At 54.7% G+C, this 22,688-nt stretch carries 14 protein-coding genes, 2 tRNA genes and 2 rRNA genes; 12 read left to right on the top strand and 6 right to left on the bottom strand.

All coding sequences use genetic code 11. The features are described 5' to 3' along the window. Positions 1-58 precede the first annotated feature (58 nt). The gene (locus RGV06_RS07235; protein WP_019828338.1) at positions 59-544 is read left to right on the top strand and encodes a GNAT family N-acetyltransferase; all 486 of its coding nucleotides are present in this window, start codon (positions 59-61) and stop codon (positions 542-544) included. 160 nt (positions 545-704) lie between these two features. Here RGV06_RS07235 and RGV06_RS07230 read toward each other — a convergent pair whose 3' ends face one another. Beyond that, a complete protein-coding gene (locus RGV06_RS07230) occupies positions 705-2,948 on the bottom strand; it encodes a TonB-dependent siderophore receptor (RefSeq protein WP_019828337.1) in 2,244 nt (747 codons plus the stop codon). Between the two features lie 140 nt (positions 2,949-3,088). Further along, positions 3,089-4,831, bottom strand: coding sequence for a phosphoethanolamine transferase CptA (locus RGV06_RS07225; RefSeq protein WP_046810363.1), 1,743 nt, complete (start codon positions 4,829-4,831; stop codon positions 3,089-3,091). Positions 4,832-5,194: 363 nt separating this feature from the next. On the opposite strand from RGV06_RS07225, the gene gnd reads away from it, so the two are divergent. The 5 genes from gnd to nudC all read left to right on the top strand — a co-directional run bounded on the left by gnd (position 5,195) and on the right by nudC (position 10,308). After that, positions 5,195-6,175, top strand: a complete 981-nt coding sequence (gene gnd / locus RGV06_RS07220) for a phosphogluconate dehydrogenase (NAD(+)-dependent, decarboxylating) (protein ID WP_019828335.1) — start codon at positions 5,195-5,197, stop codon at positions 6,173-6,175. Continuing rightward, positions 6,172-7,695, top strand: a complete 1,524-nt coding sequence (gene zwf, locus RGV06_RS07215) for a glucose-6-phosphate dehydrogenase (protein ID WP_019828334.1) — start codon at positions 6,172-6,174, stop codon at positions 7,693-7,695. Before gnd ends, zwf begins: the two co-directional genes overlap by 4 nt. Next, on the top strand, positions 7,692-8,510 hold the full coding sequence (locus RGV06_RS07210; protein WP_322149711.1) for an HAD family hydrolase: 819 nt from the start codon (positions 7,692-7,694) through the stop codon (positions 8,508-8,510). The genes zwf and RGV06_RS07210 overlap by 4 nt, the downstream gene beginning before the upstream one ends. A gap of 124 nt (positions 8,511-8,634) precedes the next feature. Next, positions 8,635-9,447: a crotonase/enoyl-CoA hydratase family protein gene (locus RGV06_RS07205; protein ID WP_019828332.1), complete on the top strand. Its 813-nt coding sequence runs from the start codon at positions 8,635-8,637 to the stop codon at positions 9,445-9,447. Positions 9,448-9,477: 30 nt separating this feature from the next. Beyond that, positions 9,478-10,308 (top strand): NAD(+) diphosphatase, encoded by an 831-nt coding sequence (gene nudC / locus RGV06_RS07200; protein WP_019828331.1) that lies wholly within the window; start codon positions 9,478-9,480, stop codon positions 10,306-10,308. Here nudC and RGV06_RS07195 read toward each other — a convergent pair. Both RGV06_RS07195 and RGV06_RS07190 read right to left on the bottom strand, forming a co-directional pair. Beyond that, a complete protein-coding gene (locus RGV06_RS07195) occupies positions 10,276-11,055 on the bottom strand; it encodes a TSUP family transporter (RefSeq protein ID WP_019828330.1) in 780 nt (259 codons plus the stop codon). The genes nudC and RGV06_RS07195 overlap by 33 nt on opposite strands. A 200-nt stretch (positions 11,056-11,255) precedes the next feature. Further along, positions 11,256-12,341, bottom strand: a complete 1,086-nt coding sequence (locus tag RGV06_RS07190; protein WP_322149709.1) for a sigma-54 interaction domain-containing protein — start codon at positions 12,339-12,341, stop codon at positions 11,256-11,258. A 329-nt stretch (positions 12,342-12,670) separates the two neighbouring features. Between RGV06_RS07190 and RGV06_RS07185 the strand changes: the two genes are divergently transcribed. Both RGV06_RS07185 and RGV06_RS07180 read left to right on the top strand, forming a co-directional pair. After that, the gene (locus tag RGV06_RS07185) at positions 12,671-13,843 is read left to right on the top strand and encodes a cysteine desulfurase family protein (RefSeq protein ID WP_198821128.1); all 1,173 of its coding nucleotides are present in this window, start codon (positions 12,671-12,673) and stop codon (positions 13,841-13,843) included. A 69-nt stretch (positions 13,844-13,912) separates the two neighbouring features. Next, the gene (locus tag RGV06_RS07180) at positions 13,913-15,733 is read left to right on the top strand and encodes an aminopeptidase P family protein (RefSeq protein WP_048351679.1); all 1,821 of its coding nucleotides are present in this window, start codon (positions 13,913-13,915) and stop codon (positions 15,731-15,733) included. 49 nt (positions 15,734-15,782) lie between these two features. Here the strand turns inward: RGV06_RS07180 and RGV06_RS07175 are convergent, their stop codons facing one another. Both RGV06_RS07175 and rhtA read right to left on the bottom strand, forming a co-directional pair. After that, positions 15,783-16,064 (bottom strand): hypothetical protein, encoded by a 282-nt coding sequence (locus tag RGV06_RS07175; protein WP_019828326.1) that lies wholly within the window; start codon positions 16,062-16,064, stop codon positions 15,783-15,785. Between the two features lie 152 nt (positions 16,065-16,216). Continuing rightward, positions 16,217-17,116 (bottom strand): threonine/homoserine exporter RhtA, encoded by a 900-nt coding sequence (gene rhtA, locus RGV06_RS07170; RefSeq protein ID WP_046810367.1) that lies wholly within the window; start codon positions 17,114-17,116, stop codon positions 16,217-16,219. Positions 17,117-17,713: 597 nt separating this feature from the next. Between rhtA and RGV06_RS07165 the strand changes: the two genes are divergently transcribed. The 4 genes from RGV06_RS07165 (at position 17,714) to RGV06_RS07150 (ending at position 22,650) form a co-directional block, all read left to right on the top strand. Next, positions 17,714-19,250 (top strand): 16S ribosomal RNA (locus RGV06_RS07165). 81 nt (positions 19,251-19,331) lie between these two features. After that, positions 19,332-19,408: transfer RNA gene (locus RGV06_RS07160), tRNA-Ile, on the top strand. A 28-nt stretch (positions 19,409-19,436) separates the two neighbouring features. Further along, a tRNA-Ala gene (locus tag RGV06_RS07155) sits at positions 19,437-19,512 on the top strand. Positions 19,513-19,758: 246 nt separating this feature from the next. Then, positions 19,759-22,650: ribosomal RNA gene (locus RGV06_RS07150) — 23S ribosomal RNA — on the top strand. The 16S and 23S rRNA genes sit together here with 2 tRNA genes alongside, the layout of an rRNA operon. The last annotated feature ends 38 nt before the right edge of the window (positions 22,651-22,688 follow it).

The following is a 22,688-nucleotide window of genomic DNA, read 5'->3' as shown; positions in this document are numbered from 1 at the left end:
GCGCTAAGGTCAGGCGTTCTCATAAACAGCCACCAGGATGGGTCGAGGGATGCGCGTAATGTCGGATGTCGTGGTAGTTCAAGCTGATTATACAAACCCGGTTCATGCACAGGCGCTGAGAGACGTGTTGAACCACTACGCCCAGGACCCCATGGGGGGCGGTGAAGCATTGTCACAGGACGTATTGGCGCAGTTGCCAGCAGAGCTTGCGAGGCGTCCTCATGCGTTTAGCGTGCTAGCGTTCGTCAATGGCGAGGCGGCAGGTCTGGTGAACTGTTTTGAAGGTTTTTCGACCTTTGCCGGCAAACCGCTGGTCAACGTACATGATGTGTCGGTGGTGGACTCGTTTCGTGGTTTGGGCCTGAGCCAGAAAATGCTGCTCAAGGTTGAAGACATCGCCCGCGAGCGCGGCTGCTGCAAGATCACCCTTGAAGTGCTTGAGGGCAACCCGGTGGCACAAGGGTCCTATCGCAAGTTTGGTTTCAGCGATGGGCAACTCGACCCTGCTCACGGACGCATGATGTTCTGGAACAAGTATTTGTAAGGGCGGCGAGCCCCACAGGGTTTCTGTCGTGCACACGCCTCAAGTGCGACATCCAGCGCTGTGGGAGTCGGGCTTGCCCGCGATGGCATCAGCGCGGGCTTTCAAATAATCGGGGTTATCAGCGTCACAGGCACGCCACACTGCTGGATAAAACCCCGCTTCAGAGCGTCCACTCCAGACCGACGCTCACTGTTCGCGGATCGCCCCAGAACACGCCGTTATAGAAGCCGACGTTTTCGTAATACTTCTGATCGAACAGGTTCTTGACGTTCAAGGACGCCGACACGTGTTCGTCGAATTTATATCGGGCCATCAGGTCGACGAGGGTGTAGGACTTTTGGGTGATGTCTTCCTTGAAGGTGATCGGGTTGCCTTTATCATTTTTCTCGCCGGTAGGGCGGTTGCCAGCGCGATAGATATCGCTTTGCCAGTTGACAGCGGCACCCACGGTCATGGCACTCCATTCACCCGGCAGGCGGTAAGTGCTCGAGATCTTGACCAGGTTCAAAGGCGACGCAGTATTCATGCGTTGCCCTGCGGCGTTGCGTGAATGGGTGTAGGTGTAACCGGCGACCATGTTCCAATCATCCATGACTTCACCGGCTAATTCGACCTCAAAGCCATTGATCTTGTTACCCTTGCCGCCTGATTTGTAATATTCCTCGCCCTTGGGACCGCGAGGGACTGAATCGTCGATTTCCGGCACGTTGTCCTGTTTGCTCCAGAACACGGCTGACGACAGATTAAGGCGCTCTTGCAGGAAGCTTCCCTTCAAACCCAACTCATAATTACTGCCCACCACCGGCTCAAGATACACATCGCCTGCGCCCTTGTTGGTCGTCGGTTTGAAAATATCCGTGTAGCTCGCGTAGAGCGTCAATTCTTCAGTGAAGTCATACAGCAAGCCCGCGTATGGCGTGATGATGTCATTTTGTGTTTGGGTGACTTTCGTGTGGTTGAGAGGGCCTGAATTGCCTTCAACAAACTCGGAGTTGGCATTGGAGCTTTTCCAGCTGCCATAGCGGGTACCGAGCACTGCATGCCATTCATCCGTCAGGTTAAAGCGTGTGGCCAGATAGCCTGACTTTTGTTTGACGATGCTTTGGCTGCCTTCAATGCCGGTATTAAAGTCCTGATACTTGGGAATCGAACTCATGTCCTGCCAGTTCGCGATTGTGTCGTAGGTTTTTGAGTTGAGGTTAATCATCAAGGGCGACGTATTGTCGTTCTTGGCCTGGCCGTAACCCACCATCAACTCATGATCACGCCCGAACAAAGGGTAAGTGCCCGAGATGTTGACGTCGACGGCGGTCATTTTTTCTTCGCCGATAAAATGGCTGCTATAGGCTGACATGCCCGTGCCATCGGCATTGGGGAAGCCGCCCCCTGCGTAATAGACCTTGCCTTCGGCATCACTGGTGCGATGGGTGTAGGCCGCTTTGAGGTGCCAGTCATTGGACAGCTGCTGGTCGAGGGTGGCGAAGGCGGTTTTGTCCTTCATCGGCCACGAACTCCAGGAGGTGGCCAGGTTGGTCGAACGGCCAAAATTGGCTTTTTCGCCCGAGCCGGTCCAATAGGGGGTAGTCCCCCAGGACGAACCTTGCACCTGCTTGTCCTGGTAGTCGTAACCTACGGCCAGGATGGTAGTGTCGGTCAGGTCGGCTTCCAGGATGCCGTAGGCCACTTCTCGCTTCAGTGCGTAGTTATCGCGAAACGATTTGCTGTCGCGATAAGACAGTACGGTGCGTCCGCGCAAGCGACCGTCGAAAGCCAGCGGGCCGCCCACATCGACATAGCTGTAGTAGTCATCGTAACTGCCGCCCGTGGCGCTGGCCTTGGCTTGCAATTCGTGGGTCGGGCGTTTGCGGATCATGTTAATGGTGCCTGACGGATCGCCTGCGCCGGTGGTCAGACCGGTGGCACCACGCACTACTTCAATGCGGTCGTAAATGATGGTGTCGGCATCAGTTTTCATAAAACTGAACGTATTGAGCATCCCGTCAATCTGGAAATTGGAGATGGTGTAGCCGCGAGACGAGTAACTGACTCGGTCCGAGTCATTGTGCTGAACCACAATCCCCGTGGTATGGCGCATGGCCTCGGTCAGGGTATTGAGGTTGAAATCGTCCATCTCCTGGCGAGTGACGACGGAGATCGACTGCGGGGTTTCGCGAATGCTCAGGTTGAGTTTGGTCGCGGTACTGGTCGAGCCCGTGGTATAGGCACCGGTATTTTCGGTGGTGGCTCCCAGGCCCTGGGCGGTGACACTGGTACTGCCCAGTTCCAGTGAACGGGAGGTTTTCTCTACGTCATCCTGCTCGGTGTCAGCCCACAATGATGGGCTGACTGCAGTGCCGATAAGACCTAGGGTCAAGGTCATGGAACGGGTAAATGGCGCGAACATCGCTGCCGACTCCTTGTCGTTGTTATGAAGTTGTCTAGTGCTTCAAACGAATGACAAGGCGGCGCTTTAAGGATAATGAGAATTATTTATTTCTGTGTGCCTGGAAACGAGCAGGGCGCCATTGGCGCCCTGCGGGTTGTTTATTGCTTGGCAACATTGCCTACGGCCGGGGGTTTCGGCTTGATCAGGCTGAAGTCGATCAAGGCCTTTTGTGGGCGCGAGTACGGATCGCCAATCAGCAGCGGGCGGGCGACAAACTGATCGCTGACCAGGCTCTTTTTGTCGTCCAGTTCGTCGGCACTCAAGCCCGCGAGATCGGCCCAGGTATGGATAAACTGCGAGCTGCTGTAAGGGCGGCCAAGGTCGCTGGCGAAATTCCAGGTGTGGCTTTCACGCCATTTTGGCGAGGCCCATGCCATGAACGGAATGGTGTACATCGGTGCTGTCGGCTTGGCTTCGTTCCGGCCCAGGGTGTTGTGCCCGACCGAGTCGAAAACATCCTCGCCGTGGTCGGACAGGTACAGCAGAAAGCCGTTGGGATCGGTCTTTGCGAAGTCCTTGATCAAGCTCGACACCACAAAGTCGTTGTACAGGACGGCGTTGTCATAGCTGTTGTAGGTCGGTACCTGGTCATCGGTCAGCCCGACGGGCACGCCGGTACGGTCGACAAATTTGTCGAAGGTCGGCGGGTAGCGGTACTGGTAGCTCATATGAGTGCCGAGCAGGTGAATCACGATCAGTTTGCGCGGTGCGCTGTCGGCCAGGATCTTGTTGAACGGTTCAATGACATCCCCGTCGTACTGGCGGGCGTTCTGGTTGCGGTTGTTGTTGAGATAGACCTGCTCATCAGCCTGTTCGGAGAAGGTGGTAAGCATGGTGTTGCGCTTGGTCATGGTCTGCTGGTTGGTGACCCAGAAGGTCTTGTAACCGGCTTGCTTCATGACGCTGACCAGTGACGGCGTGCTGAGGTACAGGTCCGGGTTTTCTTCGTCAGCAAACGTCAGCACTTGTTGCAGGGCCTCGATGGTGTAAGGCCGCGGAGTGATAACGTTGTCGAAAATCGCCAGTTGATCGCGCAGCTTATCGAGGTTGGGTGTGGTTTCGCGCGGGTAGCCATAGAGGCTCATGCGCTGGCGGTTGGTCGACTCGCCAATGACCAGAACCAATGTGGTCGGCCTTCCGGCTTCGTTGTCCTTGAGGTTGGTCAGTGGCGGAATCTTGCTGGCGCTGGCCAGCATGCCTTGCATGTTATCCAGTTGCTCGAGGTAACGGCGATACGCGACGACCATCTGCCACGGCACAGCGGGTTCTACTCGGCTTTCGAAGCTTTCCATGGCCGAGGCGAGGGTATCGTGCTTGATCGTTTGCTTGATCAGCGGGTAACCAATAACCGCTACCAGAATGGCGACTGCTGCGGCCCAGGCCTGCGCAGGGGGCAGGTATACCGGACGCAGGCGCGACCACAGGAACACGGCGAAAGCGGTATGGGCCAGGAATGCCAGCACCATCCACCAAGCGAAGTACTGGGTCATGTATTCGCCAGCTTCGGAGATGTTCGATTCGAACATGATGAAGATGACGCTTTGCGAGAATTCTTGCTGATAGATAAAGAAGTAGCCCAGGCTTGCCATCGAGCAAGCCCACAGCACGACACCAATAACGGCTGCCATTACCCGGGTGTGTCTTGGAAACATCAGCATCGGGGCCAACCAAATGGCACTCATCACAAAGGCCTGGCGAAACCCCGAAAACCCGGAGGTGCCGGTCAGTTGGATCAGTAGCTGGGTGATGCCGGAAAAATACCAAAAGAACAGGAACAGCCAGCCAAGGCCCGCCCAGTCAAATCCTTTCGCAGACGTGTTGCTGCGTTTAAACATCCCCATACAGCGCTCCAGCTGATAACTAACTTGAAGGGTTAATGCCGGGTATCGAGGCACAACACATGGGGGCTGTCTCACGAATGAGCAGCCACAAAGTGTTCAAGTATCTCCAAGTGCATGTGAAAACTTTGTCGCCAATGGCCGCGCTTGCAGGGGGTTGTCGGCGTATTCGGCGACCTTAATGTTTATAAGTTTTGCAGTCTTTGCTGCTTCGTCCGTCTGTTGAGTGTATTGAATCGGGAATCTGGCCTTCACCTTGTGCGAAACTATGCACCATGTGTCAGGACTGATCCTGACCGGGCACCTTGGGCAATGCTGCACTAAGGTGCTGTACACCTATTTATTTGTCGTTGGGAGCAACAGTACATGCAGTTGGGAATTATTGGATTGGGCCGTATGGGCGGGAATATCGCACGGCGTCTGATGCTCAATGGGCATACAACCGTGGTTTTTGACCGCAATACCGACTTTGTCAGTGCTCTGGAACAGGAAGGCGCCACAGGCGTTGCCGATTTGCCAGCGCTGGTCGCAGGCCTGGCCAAACCCCGTGCTGTCTGGGTCATGCTGCCTTCCGGTGCTCCGACCGAAGACACCATCGAGACCCTGAGCCAGCTGCTGGACGCCGATGACATCATCATCGATGGCGGTAACACCTTCTATAAAGATGACATTCGTCGTTCGCAGTCTCTGGCTGAAAAGGGCATCCAGTACGTTGACGTCGGTACATCGGGCGGCGTTTGGGGTCTGGAGCGCGGTTACTGCATGATGATTGGCGGTGATACCGCCGTGGTAAAACACCTGGACCCGCTGTTCGCTGCTCTGGCACCGGGCATGGGCGACATTCCGCGTACCAAGGACCGTAAATCTGACGATGATCGTGCCGAGCGTGGTTACATTCATGCGGGCCCGGCCGGTGCAGGTCATTTCGTGAAAATGGTGCACAACGGTATCGAATACGGCCTCATGCAGGCCTACGCCGAAGGCTTCAACCTGATGAAAATGAAAGGCGGTGAGAACCTGCCTGAAGATCAGCGTTTTGACCTGAACCTGGGCGACATCGCTGAAGTGTGGCGTCGTGGTAGCGTTGTTTCGTCCTGGTTGCTGGATTTGACCGCAGATGCACTGGCCACTGACGAGCCTCTGGATGGCTACTCCGGCGCCGTTGCGGACAGTGGTGAAGGCCGCTGGACCATCGAAGCTGCAATGGAGCAGTCGACACCTGTACCGGTGTTGTCGCAAGCCCTGTTTGCCCGCTACAGTTCGCGCCAGCAAAGCCTGTATGGCGACAAAATGCTATCGGCCATGCGCTTTGGTTTCGGTGGCCATGTGGAGACGTCTAAAAAATGATTGATCTGTCCAGTAAACCAGATGCCAAGCCTGCGCCGCCCACCACACTGTTTTTGTTTGGTGCCCACGGTGATCTGGTAAAGCGCTTGCTGATGCCGGCGCTGTACAACTTGAGTCGTGACGGTTTACTGGACGATGGCCTGCGCATTGTGGGCGTCGACCACAATGCGATCAGCGATGAGGGTTTTGCCAAAAAGCTGGAGGACTTCATTCGCAATGAAGCCTCCAGCAAAGTGGATCATCCTGACGGGCATGGCTTGAATGCCGATTTGTGGGCCTCGCTGGCGAAGAACATCAGTTACGTGCAGGGCGACTTTCTGGATGACAGCACCTACGGGGCGCTCGAGCAGAAAATCATCGCCAGCGGCACGGGCAATGCGGTGTTCTACCTGGCCACTGCACCCCGCTTTTTCAGCGAAGTCGTGCAGCGGCTGGGCGCCAGCGGGTTGCTCCAGGAAACCCCCGATGCATTTCGCCGGGTCGTCATTGAAAAACCTTTTGGTTCTGACGTGCAGACAGCTCAAGCATTGAATGAGTGCCTGCTGAGTGTCATGAGCGAGAAGCAGATCTACCGGATTGACCATTACCTGGGCAAGGAAACTGTCCAGAACATTTTGGTCAGCCGTTTCTCCAACGGGCTCTTCGAAGCCTTCTGGAACAATCATTACATTGACCATGTGCAGATCACTGCGGCCGAAACCGTCGGGGTCGAGACACGTGGCAGTTTTTACGAACACACCGGCGCCTTGCGCGACATGTTGCCCAACCATTTGTTTCAACTGCTGGCGATGGTGGCGATGGAGCCGCCCGCAGCCTTTGGGGCTGATGCGGTGCGCGGTGAAAAGGCCAAGGTGATAGGAGCGATCCGCCCCTGGTCGAAAGAAGATGCGCTGAAAAACTCGGTACGCGGGCAGTACACCCAGGGTGAGTCCGGCGGTAAGCCGGTCGTGGGATATCGCGAAGAGAACAATGTGGCTGCCGACAGCAGCACTGAGACGTTTGTGGCGCTCAAGGTGATGATCGACAACTGGCGCTGGGTCGGTGTGCCGTTTTACCTGCGCACCGGCAAACGCATGAGTGCGCGTGACACTGAGATCGCCATCTGCTTCAAGCCTGCACCTTATGCGCAGTTCCGCGACACCGAAGTTGACCGGCTGCAGCCCAACTATTTGCGTATTCAGATCCAGCCCAATGAGGGAATGTGGTTTGACCTTCAAGCCAAACGGCCAGGGCCGGGTCTGAGAATGGCCAATATAGAGTTGGGCTTTGCGTACAAGGATTTCTTCGAAATGCAGCCTTCAACAGGCTACGAGACGTTGATTTACGACTGCCTCACCGGCGACCAGACCTTGTTCCAGCGTGCGGACAATATTGAAAACGGCTGGCGCGGTGTGCAGCCTTTTCTGGACGCATGGCGTGAACACAGCGAGGTTCAGCCTTACAAGGCTGGGGAAGACGGCCCTGAGGCGGCCAAAGAGTTGCTGGCTCGCGATGGTCGCGTCTGGCTCAACATAGGATGAGTGACGTGAAGCAAGACTACATTCAATTGGTACTGTGTGACATGGATGGCACCTTGCTACTGCCCGATCACACGATCAGCCCGCGCAATCTGGCGGCGGTCAAGGCGTTACAGGCCGCAGGCATTCATTTCACCCTGGCTACAGGCCGCCCGCCCAGGGCCATGCGCGAATATATCCGGCAGTTGGGCATTGAATTGCCCACCGCAGGATTCAACGGCGGCGTTCTGGTTAATGCCGATGGCAGCTACTTGCAGTCGCATCATGTGCCGTACGAGGCCGTGTTGAAGACCCTGGCCCTGTTGGCCGAGCATGATGTCGAGATCTGGGTATTTGCCGACGATGAGTGGCTGTTGCGCGATCCGCTTGGTCCGATGGTCGCCCACGAACAACAGGGCCTCGGTTACGCGCCGCAGGTAGTTGAGAGTTTTGAGCCTTATTTGCATCGTGTGGACAAGATTGTGGCCACTACCAGTAATGCGCCACTGCTGGTGGCGCTTGAGCAGCGCTTGCAACAGGTGTTGAGTGGTGAGGCATCGGCCAGCCGCTCCCAGGCCCGATATCTGGATATCACCGCACGCCAGGCCAATAAAGGTGATGCCCTTGCAGCTCTGGCCGAACATTTGGGGGTCCCTCTTGAACGTACGGCAGCGATCGGTGATGGCGGCAATGATCCGGCGATGTTCCATCGTGCCGGCCTGTCGATAGCCATGGGGCAGGCCGAAGCGCAGGTTCGCGAGCAGGCGATGCAGGTCACCGGCAGCAACGTTGATGACGGTGTTGCCCAGGTCATTGAGCGTTTTATCCTGCAGCGTTGACGTTATTCAGGCAGGTCATTCTGTCCGTATTTTGGCGTCATCGCGGCCTGCTTGGGGCCTGCCAGGCTTGTTATAGTCCGCCGCTCATTGAGCGGCGACAGTGCCCCCATAAAGGATTCAGGTTATGTCCGACTACCAGGCTTTTCAGGTTGAGTTAACAGGCAACATTGCCCACGTTCAGATCAATCGGCCTGAAAAGGTCAATGCGATGAATGCGGCGTTCTGGACAGAAATCATCGAGATCTTCCAGTGGATTGATGAAACCGACGCCGTGCGGGTGGTGGTGCTTAGTGGTGCAGGCAAGCACTTTTCTGCCGGTATCGACTTGATGCTGCTGGCTTCGGTGGCCAACGAGATGGGCAAGGATGTGGGCCGCAATGCCCGCATGCTACGGCGTAAAATCCTGCAAATGCAGGCCTCATTCAATGCCGTTGACCAGTGCCGCAAACCCGTATTGGCGGCTGTTCATGGTTACTGCCTGGGCGGGGCGATTGACCTGATTGCGGCCTGCGATATGCGCTACGCCGCCGAAGACGCGCAGTTCTCGATCAAGGAAATCGACATGGGGATGGCCGCTGACGTAGGCACACTGCAACGTCTGCCGCGCATCATCGGTGATGGCATGCTCCGTGAACTGGCTTACACCGGGCGGATGGTCGCGGCGGATGAAGCCCGAGCGATTGGCCTAGTCAACCGCGTCTACAGCGATCATCAGGCGTTGCTGGAAGGGGTGATGGAAATTGCCCTGGACATCGCCAGCAAATCGCCCGTCGCCATCGCCGGTACCAAGCAGATGATCAGCTATATGCGCGATCACCGCGTGGACGACGGTCTGGAGTATGTGGCCACCTGGAACGCGGCGATGCTTCAGTCCAGTGACTTGCGGGTCGCGATGACGGCGCATATGACCAAGCAAAAACCCGAGTTTCTGGATTGACGTTTTTGTAACCTGAACAAGGATCATTTAATGACACCGCGTTGGATCACGGCAGTACTGGATACAGACCTACCTGGCGGCTGGGCCGTGGCGCGCGGCCCCGACGGGTTCTTGATCGATGGTAATGGCCCGCTGTTTCCCCGGGAGTGGCTCAAGCGCCAGGACCTGCCGGTGCTGGCGGAGCATGGCATCGGACACCTGGACGGCGAGCCGGTGTATCTCCTTGAGCTGTCAGGTGCAGCCCAGGTTGAAGGCTGTGAGTGGCAGGGCTTGCGCGCCTTTATGCTGGGCGATGACCACACGTTGTACAAGGTACTGGGTTATGCCGCGCAAATCGGCACCTGGGCTCGTGAACATCGCTTTTGCGGTAGCTGCGGGCAGGCCATGACGCAGGTGCCAAGGGAGCGTGCAATGCATTGCCCCACCTGCGATTTACGCAGCTATCCGCGTATTTCGCCCAGCATGATTGTATTGATTACCCGGGGCGACGAAGTGCTTCTGGCCCGTTCGCCGCGCTTTGTGCCAGGGGTATACAGCACCTTGGCGGGTTTCGCCGAGCCCGGGGAGTCGGCCGAGGATTGCCTGATCCGCGAAGTGCGCGAAGAAGTGCAGCTAGAGGTCAAGAACATCCAGTATGTGGGCAGCCAGTGCTGGCCGTTCCCGCACTCGATGATGCTGGGGTTTCACGCTGAATACGCAGGAGGCGATATCGTGCCTCAGGCCGACGAGATAGAAGATGCGCAGTGGTTCAATGTGCATCAGCTACCGCCGTTGCCGGCATCGCGCTCGATTGCGCGCTATCTCATCGACCTGTATGTGGCCCGGCGCTTAGGCCATGCCGAACCAGTGCTGCCAGGCTAGGCGCACGGTCAAACCCAGCACCACAGTGATAAATACGGGGCGAATGAATTTGGCCCCGCCGCTGATTGCGCTGCGGGCGCCGAAGAACGCGCCGATCATGACTGCAAAACCCATGGTCAGGCCGATCACCCAGTCCACATGGCCGGAGAATATGAACACCGACAGCGCCGCAATGTTGCTGACGAAATTCATGCTGCGCGCCACACCGCTGGCTTTAACCAGATCGACCGGGTACATCAGCATGGTGCTGACGGTCCAGAAAGCACCTGTTCCCGGTCCTGCCACGCCATCATAGAAGCCCAGGCCAAAGCCTTGCGGCAACTGCCATTTCTTTTTGATCGGGGCATCGTTATCGATGGGGGTTTTGGGCGTGCCGCCAAACAGCAGGTAGATCCCGCAGCCAAAAACAATCACCGGCAGCATTTTGTTGAGCCATTCGGCGGGCATGTAATGGGCGACGACTGCTCCGATCAGGGCGCCGGCGAGGGTGCCGAAAATGGCCAGCTTCCATTCACGGGGGTGGAACAGTTTGCGCCGGTAAAAAGTAAAACTTGCCGTGGCTGCGCCGAACGTGGAGCTGAGCTTGTTAGTGCCCAGCACCAGATGGGGGGGCAAACCTGCGGTCAGCAGGGCAGGGGTGGTGAGCAGGCCACCGCCACCGGCAATGGCGTCGATGAATCCGGCAACAAAGGCAACGGCGGCCAGAATGGCGAGGGTGGTCAAATCTACGCTGAGTTCAAAAGGCATGGGATCGACTTAATTCGGCGGGACGTACAGCGCTCAAGCGCGCAGGAAGGACGTCATCTTACCGATAAGCGTGAACAGCGGCGATAGGCCTTTTGTGGTGCGATAGGAACATAGAAACAGCGCTGGTCGCCCGACACTGCTTCGAACGATGCTGCGAACCGTTTGGAGCGTCGTCAGGCAACTGCGAGGTGCTGGCTTTTTCAGTAGGCGAGGGCGTCGGCCTGCGCTCTTCGAACATTGACGGACAGGGCTCCGAGTTTGATCAGGCGCGTGCGGGTGACATTTCGACTCAAACCCAGCAATTTTGCAGTGTGTACCTGGTTGTGATGGCAAAACTCATAGGCCGTGCGCAACAGGGTGTCTTCAACGGCTTCATGCAAGGCGCCCGGCTCCTCTTCGAACAGTTTTCGAAAGGCGCGTTGCAACAAGTCCCGGGTGGTGTGTGTGGCGGGTTGCTGCAGCGAGAAATCCTGACGTCTGCTACGTGATTGTGACAAGCGCAGGTCTTGCACCGTGATGGTCTGATTGCGGCACAGCAGCAAGCTGTGATGCACGACATTTTCCAGCTCGCGAATATTGCCCTGCCACGGGTGGTGGATGAGCACTTGTTCGGCGCACTCACTCAGTGACGTTGGTCCGTGGGGCAGCCGTTGGCGATAGGTTTTGAGGAAGTGTCTGGCCAGCGGCAGGATATCTCCCGGGCGCTCGCGCAGCGGCAGCAGCCCAAGGCTGACGACATTCAGACGGTAGTACAGGTCTTCTCGAAAATGACCGGCGTCTATGGCCTGCTCCACGTTGACGTTGGTGGCAGCCAGTACGCGCACGTTGATCGGTGTGCTTTTACGCGAGCCCAGCCGCACGACCTCTTGTTCCTGCAGGACGCGCAGCAGCTTTACCTGGATGGTCAGTGGCAAGTCGCCGATTTCATCCAGAAATAATGTGCCGCCATCGGCCTCTTCGAACCAGCCGGCTTTAGAAGTCAGCGCGCCTGTGAACGCCCCTTTTTCATGGCCAAACAGTTCTGCCTCCACCAATGATTCGGCAAAGGCTCCGCAGTTGACCGCCACAAACGGCTGATTCTGGCGGTGGCTGAGTTGATGAATATGCCGGGCGACCAGTTCTTTGCCGGTGCCGGTTTCCCCAATGATCAGTACGCTGGCATCGCTGGGTGCTATTTGTTGCAAATGTGCCAACAGGGCTTTCGACGCGGGGTCCTCGAACACTTGGGCCGTGGCTCGTATGGACGTGGCCAGTGCGGGGGTGGCAGGTAATGTTAAAAGCTGCATTGACAGCTCCTTTTAACAGGGGCTCTGCCCACAAAAGGAAAGCCGAAGGCTGCTTTATAAAGTCATTTTGTTATTCCGTAAACTAGCCTAATTCCATATTTATATATCGATATCGCATATCTGACTTGCGTGATGGCCTGCTTTTAGCGCTTTATAAGACCCTGCTTTCCAGATAGCCCAAGTTTGAGACTTATCCTACGGGCTCTCTGCCAAATGCACCTTTTTTCGCTTGGCTCTATCGGTTATCTCTAACGGCCGCTTTTTTCGTGGCTTCACTCACCGGCATCAAGTACTGCCTGTTGCCGGAATGCGCTCAGTGGGTTTGAACAATGAACAAACGACCTATTTATTTCGATTACGCGGCCACCACTCCTGTGGACGCTCGTGTCATTCAGGTGATGGTCGATTGCCTGGGCTTTGAAGGCAATTTTGGCAATCCGGCCTCGGGTTCCCATGTCTTTGGTCAGCAAGCCCGGCAGACGGTAGAACTGGCTCGAGCACAGGTCGCGCAGCTGATTAAAGCCCGGCCTGAGCAGATCATCTGGACCTCGGGTGCCACCGAGTCCAATAACCTGGCGTTGAAAGGCGTGGCCCTGGGCGGTGGTCAGTCCCGCGGACATATCATCACCAGCCAGATCGAGCACAAGGCGGTGTTGGACACTGCACGCTTTTTGGAGGGTTCGGGCTTTGAGGTGACGTATCTGGCCCCTGATGCCAATGGCCTTATAAGTGTCGGGCAGGTAGATGCCGCCTTGCGCGATGACACGCTGCTGGTGTCGTTGATGCTGGTCAACAATGAGCTGGGCACGGTCAATGACATTCCAGGTATCGGGCGTCGGGTGCGCGAGCATGGTGCGCTGTTCCACGTGGACGCAGCGCAAGGAGCGGGTAAGGTAGTCATCGACCTTGATGAGTGGGAGGTAGACTTGATGTCGTTCTCGGGCCACAAGATTTATGGTCCCAAGGGTATCGGCGCCTTGTATGTGGGGCCGCGCGCGCAGGATCGGCTACAGGCACAGATTCATGGTGGCGGGCATGAGTCCGGTCTGCGCTCGGGAACTCTGGCAACTCATCAAATTGCGGGCATGGGCGCTGCTTTTGCGGTGGCAAGTGAATCATTTGCTCAGGAGCTGGCTCACATAGGTGAACTACGTCAGCGTTTGCTTGAGCAACTGGCCGACGTGCCTGGGCTGCAGTGTAATGGCTGTCCGACGCAGCGTATTCCCCATACCCTGAGCCTGACTTTCAGCGAAGGGCGCTTCGATAGCGCGGTTCTGAGTGCCTCTCTGGCGTATTCGGCAACCTCAGCATGCAATTCGGCAAGCAATGCACCTTCCCATGTACTGCTGGCTCTGGGGCACGATGCTGACAAGGCCAGTCGAACAATTCGCCTGAGTCTTGGGCGCTTCACCCGCGAGCAGGATATAGATGCCGCAGTCGGAGCGATTAAAGCTGCTGTAGCCGCACCGGCACCTTTTTGGGCGGTTGCCCAACCTTGGTAGCTGATCCATCATCTATAGCTAAAGCGTTTGTTAACGAATAATAAATCCCAGTGATTAGCAGGAGACAGAATGAGTACTCAGTCGTTGAATCCAGGAACGGTTACGCAGCGTTTGGCGCGTACCCGGGCCTTGATGAGCCAGAACGGTATCTATGCGCTGCTGGTGCCTTCGGCTGACCCCCATCTTTCGGAGTATCTGCCTGCGTATTGGCAAGGCCGTCAGTGGCTGTCGGGTTTTTACGGTTCTGTTGGGACATTGATTGTGACCCCAACCTTTGCCGGTGTGTGGGCCGACAGTCGTTACTGGGAGCAAGCGACCAAAGAACTGAGTGGCAGTACCATTGAACTCGTCAAGTTGTTGCCCGGACAACCCGGCCCTCTGGAGTGGCTGGCAGAGCTGACACCTGAAGGTGCAACGGTTTCGGTTGATGGGGCAGTACTTGCGCTGGCTTCTGCACGAACACTCGAGAGCAAACTTAAAGAGCGTGGTGCCGTTTTACGTACGGATATCGATCTGCTGGATCAGGTTTGGGATGATCGCCCACTCCTTCCAGTACAGCCTGTTTATGAGCATCTGCCACCGCAAGCGACTGTCAGCCGGGTCGAAAAACTGGCGCAGTTACGCGAAACACTTCAGCAGCGTCAGGCAGATGCTCATTTTATTGCGACGCTGGATGACATCGCCTGGTTGTTTAACCTGCGTGGTTCAGATGTCTCTTTTAACCCCGTATTCGTTTCGTTTGCGTTGGTCGATGCCTCGCGGGCTACCTTGTTTCTGGACTTGGATAAAATCAACCCCGGCCTGCGCGAGATCCTTGAGAAGGATGGTGTTGAACTGCGTGATTACGTTGAGATCAATGCGGCGCTGGCGTCATTGCCGGTTTCAACTCGTCTGTTGGTGGACCCTGCGCGGGTGACCTGTGGGCTGCTCGGTCATTTACAGGCAGAAGTGAAGCTGGTTGAAGGCTTGAATCCAACTACCTTGGCCAAGTCGCAGAAGAGCCTTGATGACGCGGTCCATATCCGTAAGGCTATGGAGCAGGATGGTGCTGCTCTCTGCGAGTTCTTTGCGTGGCTGGAAACAGCCCTTGGACGTGAGCGCATCACCGAGTTGACTATTGATGAACAGTTGACCGCTGCTCGAGCCCGCCGCCCTGACTTCGTATCTTTGAGCTTTAACACCATTGCCGCTTTTAATGCCAATGGTGCCATGCCTCATTACCATGCAACGGAGCAAGAGCATGCTGTGATTGAAGGTGATGGTTTGTTGCTGATCGACTCGGGAGGGCAGTACCTGGGTGGCACAACCGATATCACCCGCATGGTCCCTGTTGGCACACCAACCCGCGAGCAGAAGCAAGACTGTACCCGTGTGCTAAAAGGTGTGATCGCTTTGTCCAGGGCTCAATTTCCAAAAGGGATCCTGTCACCCTTGCTGGACTCAATCGCAAGGGCGCCGATCTGGGCTGAGTGCGTCGATTACGGGCACGGGACAGGTCATGGAGTCGGGTATTTCCTGAATGTGCATGAGGGGCCGCAGGTCATTGCCTATCAGGCAGCTCCTGCACCCCATACAGCGATGCAGCCAGGGATGATTACCTCGATTGAGCCGGGCACATATCGTCCGGGTCGCTGGGGGGTGCGAATCGAGAACCTGGTGTTGAATCGTGAGGCGGGGACTTCGGAGTTTGGAACATTCCTGAAGTTTGAAACCCTGACGTTGTGCCCGATTGACACTCGCTGTCTGGAGCCTTCATTGCTGACCCTGGAAGAGCTGCAGTGGTTTGATGCTTATCACGCGATGGTTCGCGAGCGCTTGAGCCCGCTGCTTGTTGGGGCTGCTCTTGAGTGGCTGCTGGAGCGTACGGTACCACTTTCGATATCTGCCTGATTTCCCTGCCATGCTGTCGACTCGCTCGACGGCATGGCAGAGCGGGTCGTTACTTGCAGATAACAATCATGCTGCGGCTGGTATAGCCCGCCGGGTTCAAACCGAACGGGTAATCTCCAGGCTCTTCTGCGGTATCGCCAGATTTGGCAACCACTCGGTATCCCTTGCTTCCACAGGACTTGACGGCTTCGGCGTAGCACTTGTTCCACGATGAGGACAATCCAGAGCAATTGATATGCAAGCCTCTTTTTCCATGCTTTACGGCGGTTTCTGAGGTTGCAGCGCAGCCGGTTACAGCGAGTACGGCTAAAGCTACCAAAATTCGTTTCATTCCTGTCCTTAAGCGTTTGCGTCGGATTTACGGGATGCGAGAATCGGTGACCATCTCCCAATGGCTCTTATGGATATCCTTATCCGGAATCGGCTCATGTGATTCTCAAGAGACAAACATCCCTTAAATGAGAGTCAATTACCAGAACTGTGTTAGTTGGCGGACTTATTATCGGCAACGATGGGTTTAGAGTGATTGCGCATCGTCAAGGTTGCACCGATGGAGGCCATTATGATGCAAGAGATGGCCATCCATTGTGTAAACGACAAGACCTCATTCAGGAACAGCAGCCCCGACAGCGCACCGAATGCAGGTTCTATGCTCATCAAAGTACCGAATGTGCGAGTGGGCATACGTGTAAGTGCGATCATCTCTAGTGTGTAGGGCAAAGCTGTCGATAAGAGTGCTACGCCTATGGCTATAGGGATCAGGCCAGGGGTCAGCAATGCCCCCCCTGCGTGGTAAATCCCGATAGGCGCAAAAAACAGGGCAGCAATAATTACGCCTAAAGCGGCTGTCTGAACGCCGTTATCTGCACCAGCCCGCTGCCCATAGAGGATGTATAGCGCCCAGCACACCCCGGCACTGAGCGCGTAACCAGCACCTAGCGGGTCGATTCCTTGAGCGCTCTCTCCAAAAGGTATGAGTAACAGGAGTCCCGTTATGGCCAGGCCAATCCATATAAAGTCGATGGGTCTGCGGGAGGTATAAATAGCCACCGCCAAAGGTCCGGTGAACTCCAGGGCGACTGCAATGCCCAGCGGAACACTACGTAGAGACATATAAAAGAGGAAATTCATCCCGCCCAACGCGATCCCGTAAACAATGACGGTCTTCAAGGACTGAGTGGTGAACTTGGCTCTCCATGGTCGCAGTATCAGGAACATGATCAGGCTGGCGAATATCAGGCGTAGGCTGGTTGTTCCTTGTGCACCAATAACCGGGAACATGCTTTTAGCCAGAGAAGCGCCGGATTGTATCGAAGCCATGGCAATGAGTAGCAACCCGACAGGGAATAGCGTTGCTATGAGGCGCTGGGGGTGTTTGATCATTGCAGAGTGAACCTGAGGAGGGTGTTTAAAGGCAGGTATCATGCTTGGGTAATTTAAAATGTGCAATATAGTGCGCAATTTGTGCGGTTTTCTGTCTATTAAACATTGGTTTTCGATAGTTTCGATTAATGCTTGACTCAAATACACAGCGGCCTATAATTCACCCACTTCCGGCGCAGTCGAAACGGAAAACTCCTTGAGTTTCAATGAGTTGGATTGGTTTTCGGCAGTGTCAGCTTCAAGTCATCGAAGCAGGAAATGAGGTGTTGACAGCAGCGTGTAACGCTGTAAAATTCTCCTCCCGCTAACGAGAGATCGAAAGCGCAAGTGGTTGATGTTACAGAGGAAACTTTGAAAACATCTTAAAATAACCGCTTGACAGCAACAGAGGCTGCTGTAGAATGCGCGCCTCGGTTCAGCGAAAGCTAAACCAACCGCTCTTTAACAACTGAATCAAGCAATTCGTGTGGGTGCTTGTGGAGTCAGACTGATAGTCAACAAGATTATCAGCATCACAAGTTACTCCGCGAGAAATCAAAGATGTAACCAACGATTGCTGAGCCAAGTTTAGGGTTTCTTAAAAACCCAAAGATGTTTGAACTGAAGAGTTTGATCATGGCTCAGATTGAACGCTGGCGGCAGGCCTAACACATGCAAGTCGAGCGGTAGAGAGAAGCTTGCTTCTCTTGAGAGCGGCGGACGGGTGAGTAATACCTAGGAATCTGCCTGATAGTGGGGGATAACGTTCGGAAACGGACGCTAATACCGCATACGTCCTACGGGAGAAAGCAGGGGACCTTCGGGCCTTGCGCTATCAGATGAGCCTAGGTCGGATTAGCTAGTTGGTGAGGTAATGGCTCACCAAGGCTACGATCCGTAACTGGTCTGAGAGGATGATCAGTCACACTGGAACTGAGACACGGTCCAGACTCCTACGGGAGGCAGCAGTGGGGAATATTGGACAATGGGCGAAAGCCTGATCCAGCCATGCCGCGTGTGTGAAGAAGGTCTTCGGATTGTAAAGCACTTTAAGTTGGGAGGAAGGGCATTAACCTAATACGTTAGTGTTTTGACGTTACCGACAGAATAAGCACCGGCTAACTCTGTGCCAGCAGCCGCGGTAATACAGAGGGTGCAAGCGTTAATCGGAATTACTGGGCGTAAAGCGCGCGTAGGTGGTTTGTTAAGTTGAATGTGAAATCCCCGGGCTCAACCTGGGAACTGCATCCAAAACTGGCAAGCTAGAGTATGGTAGAGGGTAGTGGAATTTCCTGTGTAGCGGTGAAATGCGTAGATATAGGAAGGAACACCAGTGGCGAAGGCGACTACCTGGACTGATACTGACACTGAGGTGCGAAAGCGTGGGGAGCAAACAGGATTAGATACCCTGGTAGTCCACGCCGTAAACGATGTCAACTAGCCGTTGGGAGTCTTGAACTCTTAGTGGCGCAGCTAACGCATTAAGTTGACCGCCTGGGGAGTACGGCCGCAAGGTTAAAACTCAAATGAATTGACGGGGGCCCGCACAAGCGGTGGAGCATGTGGTTTAATTCGAAGCAACGCGAAGAACCTTACCAGGCCTTGACATCCAATGAACTTTCTAGAGATAGATTGGTGCCTTCGGGAACATTGAGACAGGTGCTGCATGGCTGTCGTCAGCTCGTGTCGTGAGATGTTGGGTTAAGTCCCGTAACGAGCGCAACCCTTGTCCTTAGTTACCAGCACGTAATGGTGGGCACTCTAAGGAGACTGCCGGTGACAAACCGGAGGAAGGTGGGGATGACGTCAAGTCATCATGGCCCTTACGGCCTGGGCTACACACGTGCTACAATGGTCGGTACAAAGGGTTGCCAAGCCGCGAGGTGGAGCTAATCCCATAAAACCGATCGTAGTCCGGATCGCAGTCTGCAACTCGACTGCGTGAAGTCGGAATCGCTAGTAATCGTGAATCAGAATGTCACGGTGAATACGTTCCCGGGCCTTGTACACACCGCCCGTCACACCATGGGAGTGGGTTGCACCAGAAGTAGCTAGTCTAACCTTCGGGAGGACGGTTACCACGGTGTGATTCATGACTGGGGTGAAGTCGTAACAAGGTAGCCGTAGGGGAACCTGCGGCTGGATCACCTCCTTAATCGACGACATCAGCTGCTCCATAAGTTCCCACACGAATTGCTTGATTCATTGAAGAAGACGATAGAAGCAGACCAAAATTGGGTCTGTAGCTCAGTTGGTTAGAGCGCACCCCTGATAAGGGTGAGGTCGGCAGTTCGAATCTGCCCAGACCCACCAATTTTGTGTAAAAAGCCTGTAGAAATATGGGGCCATAGCTCAGCTGGGAGAGCGCCTGCCTTGCACGCAGGAGGTCAACGGTTCGATCCCGTTTGGCTCCACCATAACTTGCTTCTGTGTCGTAAAGCTTAGAAATGAGCATTCCATCAAACGATGGTGAATGTTGATTTCTGATCTTTTGATTAGATCGTTCTTTAAAAATTTGGGTATGTAATAGAAAGTTAGACTGGATAACACTTTCACTGGTGTTTATTCAGGCTAAGGTAAAATTTGTGAACGTTCTTAATTGAACATGCGAATTTTCGGCGAATGTCGTCTTCATAGTATAACCAGATTGCTTGGGGTTATATGGTCAAGTGAAGAAGCGCATACGGTGGATGCCTTGGCAGTCAGAGGCGATGAAAGACGTGGTAGCCTGCGAAAAGCTTCGGGGAGTCGGCAAACAGACTTTGATCCGGAGATGTCTGAATGGGGGAACCCACCTAACATAAGTTAGGTATCTTAAGCTGAATACATAGGCTTAAGAAGCGAACCAGGGGAACTGAAACATCTAAGTACCCTGAGGAAAAGAAATCAACCGAGATTCCCTTAGTAGTGGCGAGCGAACGGGGACCAGCCCTTAAGCTGTATTGATGTTAGCGGAACGCTCTGGAAAGTGCGGCCATAGTGGGTGATAGCCCTGTACGCGAAAACATCTTTGCAGTGAAATCGAGTAGGACGGAGCACGAGAAACTTTGTCTGAATATGGGGGGACCATCCTCCAAGGCTAAATACTACTGACTGACCGATAGTGAACTAGTACCGTGAGGGAAAGGCGAAAAGAACCCCGGAGAGGGGAGTGAAATAGATCCTGAAACCGTATGCGTACAAGCAGTGGGAGCCCACTTTGTTGGGTGACTGCGTACCTTTTGTATAATGGGTCAGCGACTTATTTTCAGTGGCAAGCTTAACCGAATAGGGGAGGCGTAGCGAAAGCGAGTCTTAATAGGGCGTCTAGTCGCTGGGAATAGACCCGAAACCGGGCGATCTATCCATGGGCAGGTTGAAGGTTGGGTAACACTAACTGGAGGACCGAACCGACTACCGTTGAAAAGTTAGCGGATGACCTGTGGATCGGAGTGAAAGGCTAATCAAGCTCGGAGATAGCTGGTTCTCCTCGAAAGCTATTTAGGTAGCGCCTCATGTATCACTGTAGGGGGTAGAGCACTGTTTCGGCTAGGGGGTCATCCCGACTTACCAAACCGATGCAAACTCCGAATACCTACAAGTGCCGAGCATGGGAGACACACGGCGGGTGCTAACGTCCGTCGTGAAAAGGGAAACAACCCAGACCGTCAGCTAAGGTCCCAAAGTTATGGTTAAGTGGGAAACGATGTGGGAAGGCTTAGACAGCTAGGAGGTTGGCTTAGAAGCAGCCACCCTTTAAAGAAAGCGTAATAGCTCACTAGTCGAGTCGGCCTGCGCGGAAGATTTAACGGGGCTCAAACCATACACCGAAGCTACGGGTATCACTTAGGTGATGCGGTAGAGGAGCGTTCTGTAAGCCTGTGAAGGTGAGTTGAGAAGCTTGCTGGAGGTATCAGAAGTGCGAATGCTGACATGAGTAACGATAATGGGTGTGAAAAACACCCACGCCGAAAGACCAAGGTTTCCTGCGCAACGTTAATCGACGCAGGGTTAGTCGGTCCCTAAGGCGAGGCTGAAAAGCGTAGTCGATGGAAAACAGGTTAATATTCCTGTACTTCTGGTTATTGCGATGGAGGGACGGAGAAGGCTAGGCCAGCTTGGCGTTGGTTGTCCAAGTTTAAGGTGGTAGGCTGGAATCTTAGGTAAATCCGGGATTCTAAGGCCGAGAGCTGATGACGAGTTGTCTTTTAGACAACGAAGTGGTTGATGCCATGCTTCCAAGAAAAGCTTCTAAGCTTCAGGTAACCAGGAACCGTACCCCAAACCGACACAGGTGGTTGGGTAGAGAATACCAAGGCGCTTGAGAGAACTCGGGTGAAGGAACTAGGCAAAATGGCACCGTAACTTCGGGAGAAGGTGCGCCGGTGAGGGTGAAGCATTTACTGCGTAAGCCCATGCCGGTCGAAGATACCAGGCCGCTGCGACTGTTTATTAAAAACACAGCACTCTGCAAACACGAAAGTGGACGTATAGGGTGTGACGCCTGCCCGGTGCCGGAAGGTTAATTGATGGGGTTAGCTAACGCGAAGCTCTTGATCGAAGCCCCGGTAAACGGCGGCCGTAACTATAACGGTCCTAAGGTAGCGAAATTCCTTGTCGGGTAAGTTCCGACCTGCACGAATGGCGTAACGATGGCGGCGCTGTCTCCACCCGAGACTCAGTGAAATTGAAATCGCTGTGAAGATGCAGTGTATCCGCGGCTAGACGGAAAGACCCCGTGAACCTTTACTATAGCTTTGCACTGGACTTTGAATTTGCTTGTGTAGGATAGGTGGGAGGCTTTGAAGTGTGGACGCCAGTCTGCATGGAGCCAACCTTGAAATACCACCCTGGCAACTTTGAGGTTCTAACTCAGGTCCGTTATCCGGATCGAGGACAGTGTATGGTGGGTAGTTTGACTGGGGCGGTCTCCTCCTAAAGAGTAACGGAGGAGTACGAAGGTGCGCTCAGACCGGTCGGAAATCGGTCGTAGAGTATAAAGGCAAAAGCGCGCTTGACTGCGAGACAGACACGTCGAGCAGGTACGAAAGTAGGTCTTAGTGATCCGGTGGTTCTGTATGGAAGGGCCATCGCTCAACGGATAAAAGGTACTCCGGGGATAACAGGCTGATACCGCCCAAGAGTTCATATCGACGGCGGTGTTTGGCACCTCGATGTCGGCTCATCACATCCTGGGGCTGAAGCCGGTCCCAAGGGTATGGCTGTTCGCCATTTAAAGTGGTACGCGAGCTGGGTTTAGAACGTCGTGAGACAGTTCGGTCCCTATCTGCCGTGGACGTTTGAGATTTGAGAGGGGCTGCTCCTAGTACGAGAGGACCGGAGTGGACGAACCTCTGGTGTTCCGGTTGTCACGCCAGTGGCATTGCCGGGTAGCTATGTTCGGGAAAGATAACCGCTGAAAGCATCTAAGCGGGAAACTTGCCTCAAGATGAGATCTCACTGGAACCTTGAGTTCCCTAAAGGGCCGTCGAAGACTACGACGTTGATAGGTTGGGTGTGTAAGCGCTGTGAGGCGTTGAGCTAACCAATACTAATTGCCCGTGAGGCTTGACCATATAACACCCAAGCAATTTGCGTCGAAGAGACCAGATTG

This window comes from Pseudomonas sp. CCI3.1 (assembly GCF_034313985.1).
GTDB lineage: Bacteria > Pseudomonadota > Gammaproteobacteria > Pseudomonadales > Pseudomonadaceae > Aquipseudomonas > Aquipseudomonas psychrophila.
This window is presented reverse-complemented; position numbering and strand designations above follow the sequence as displayed.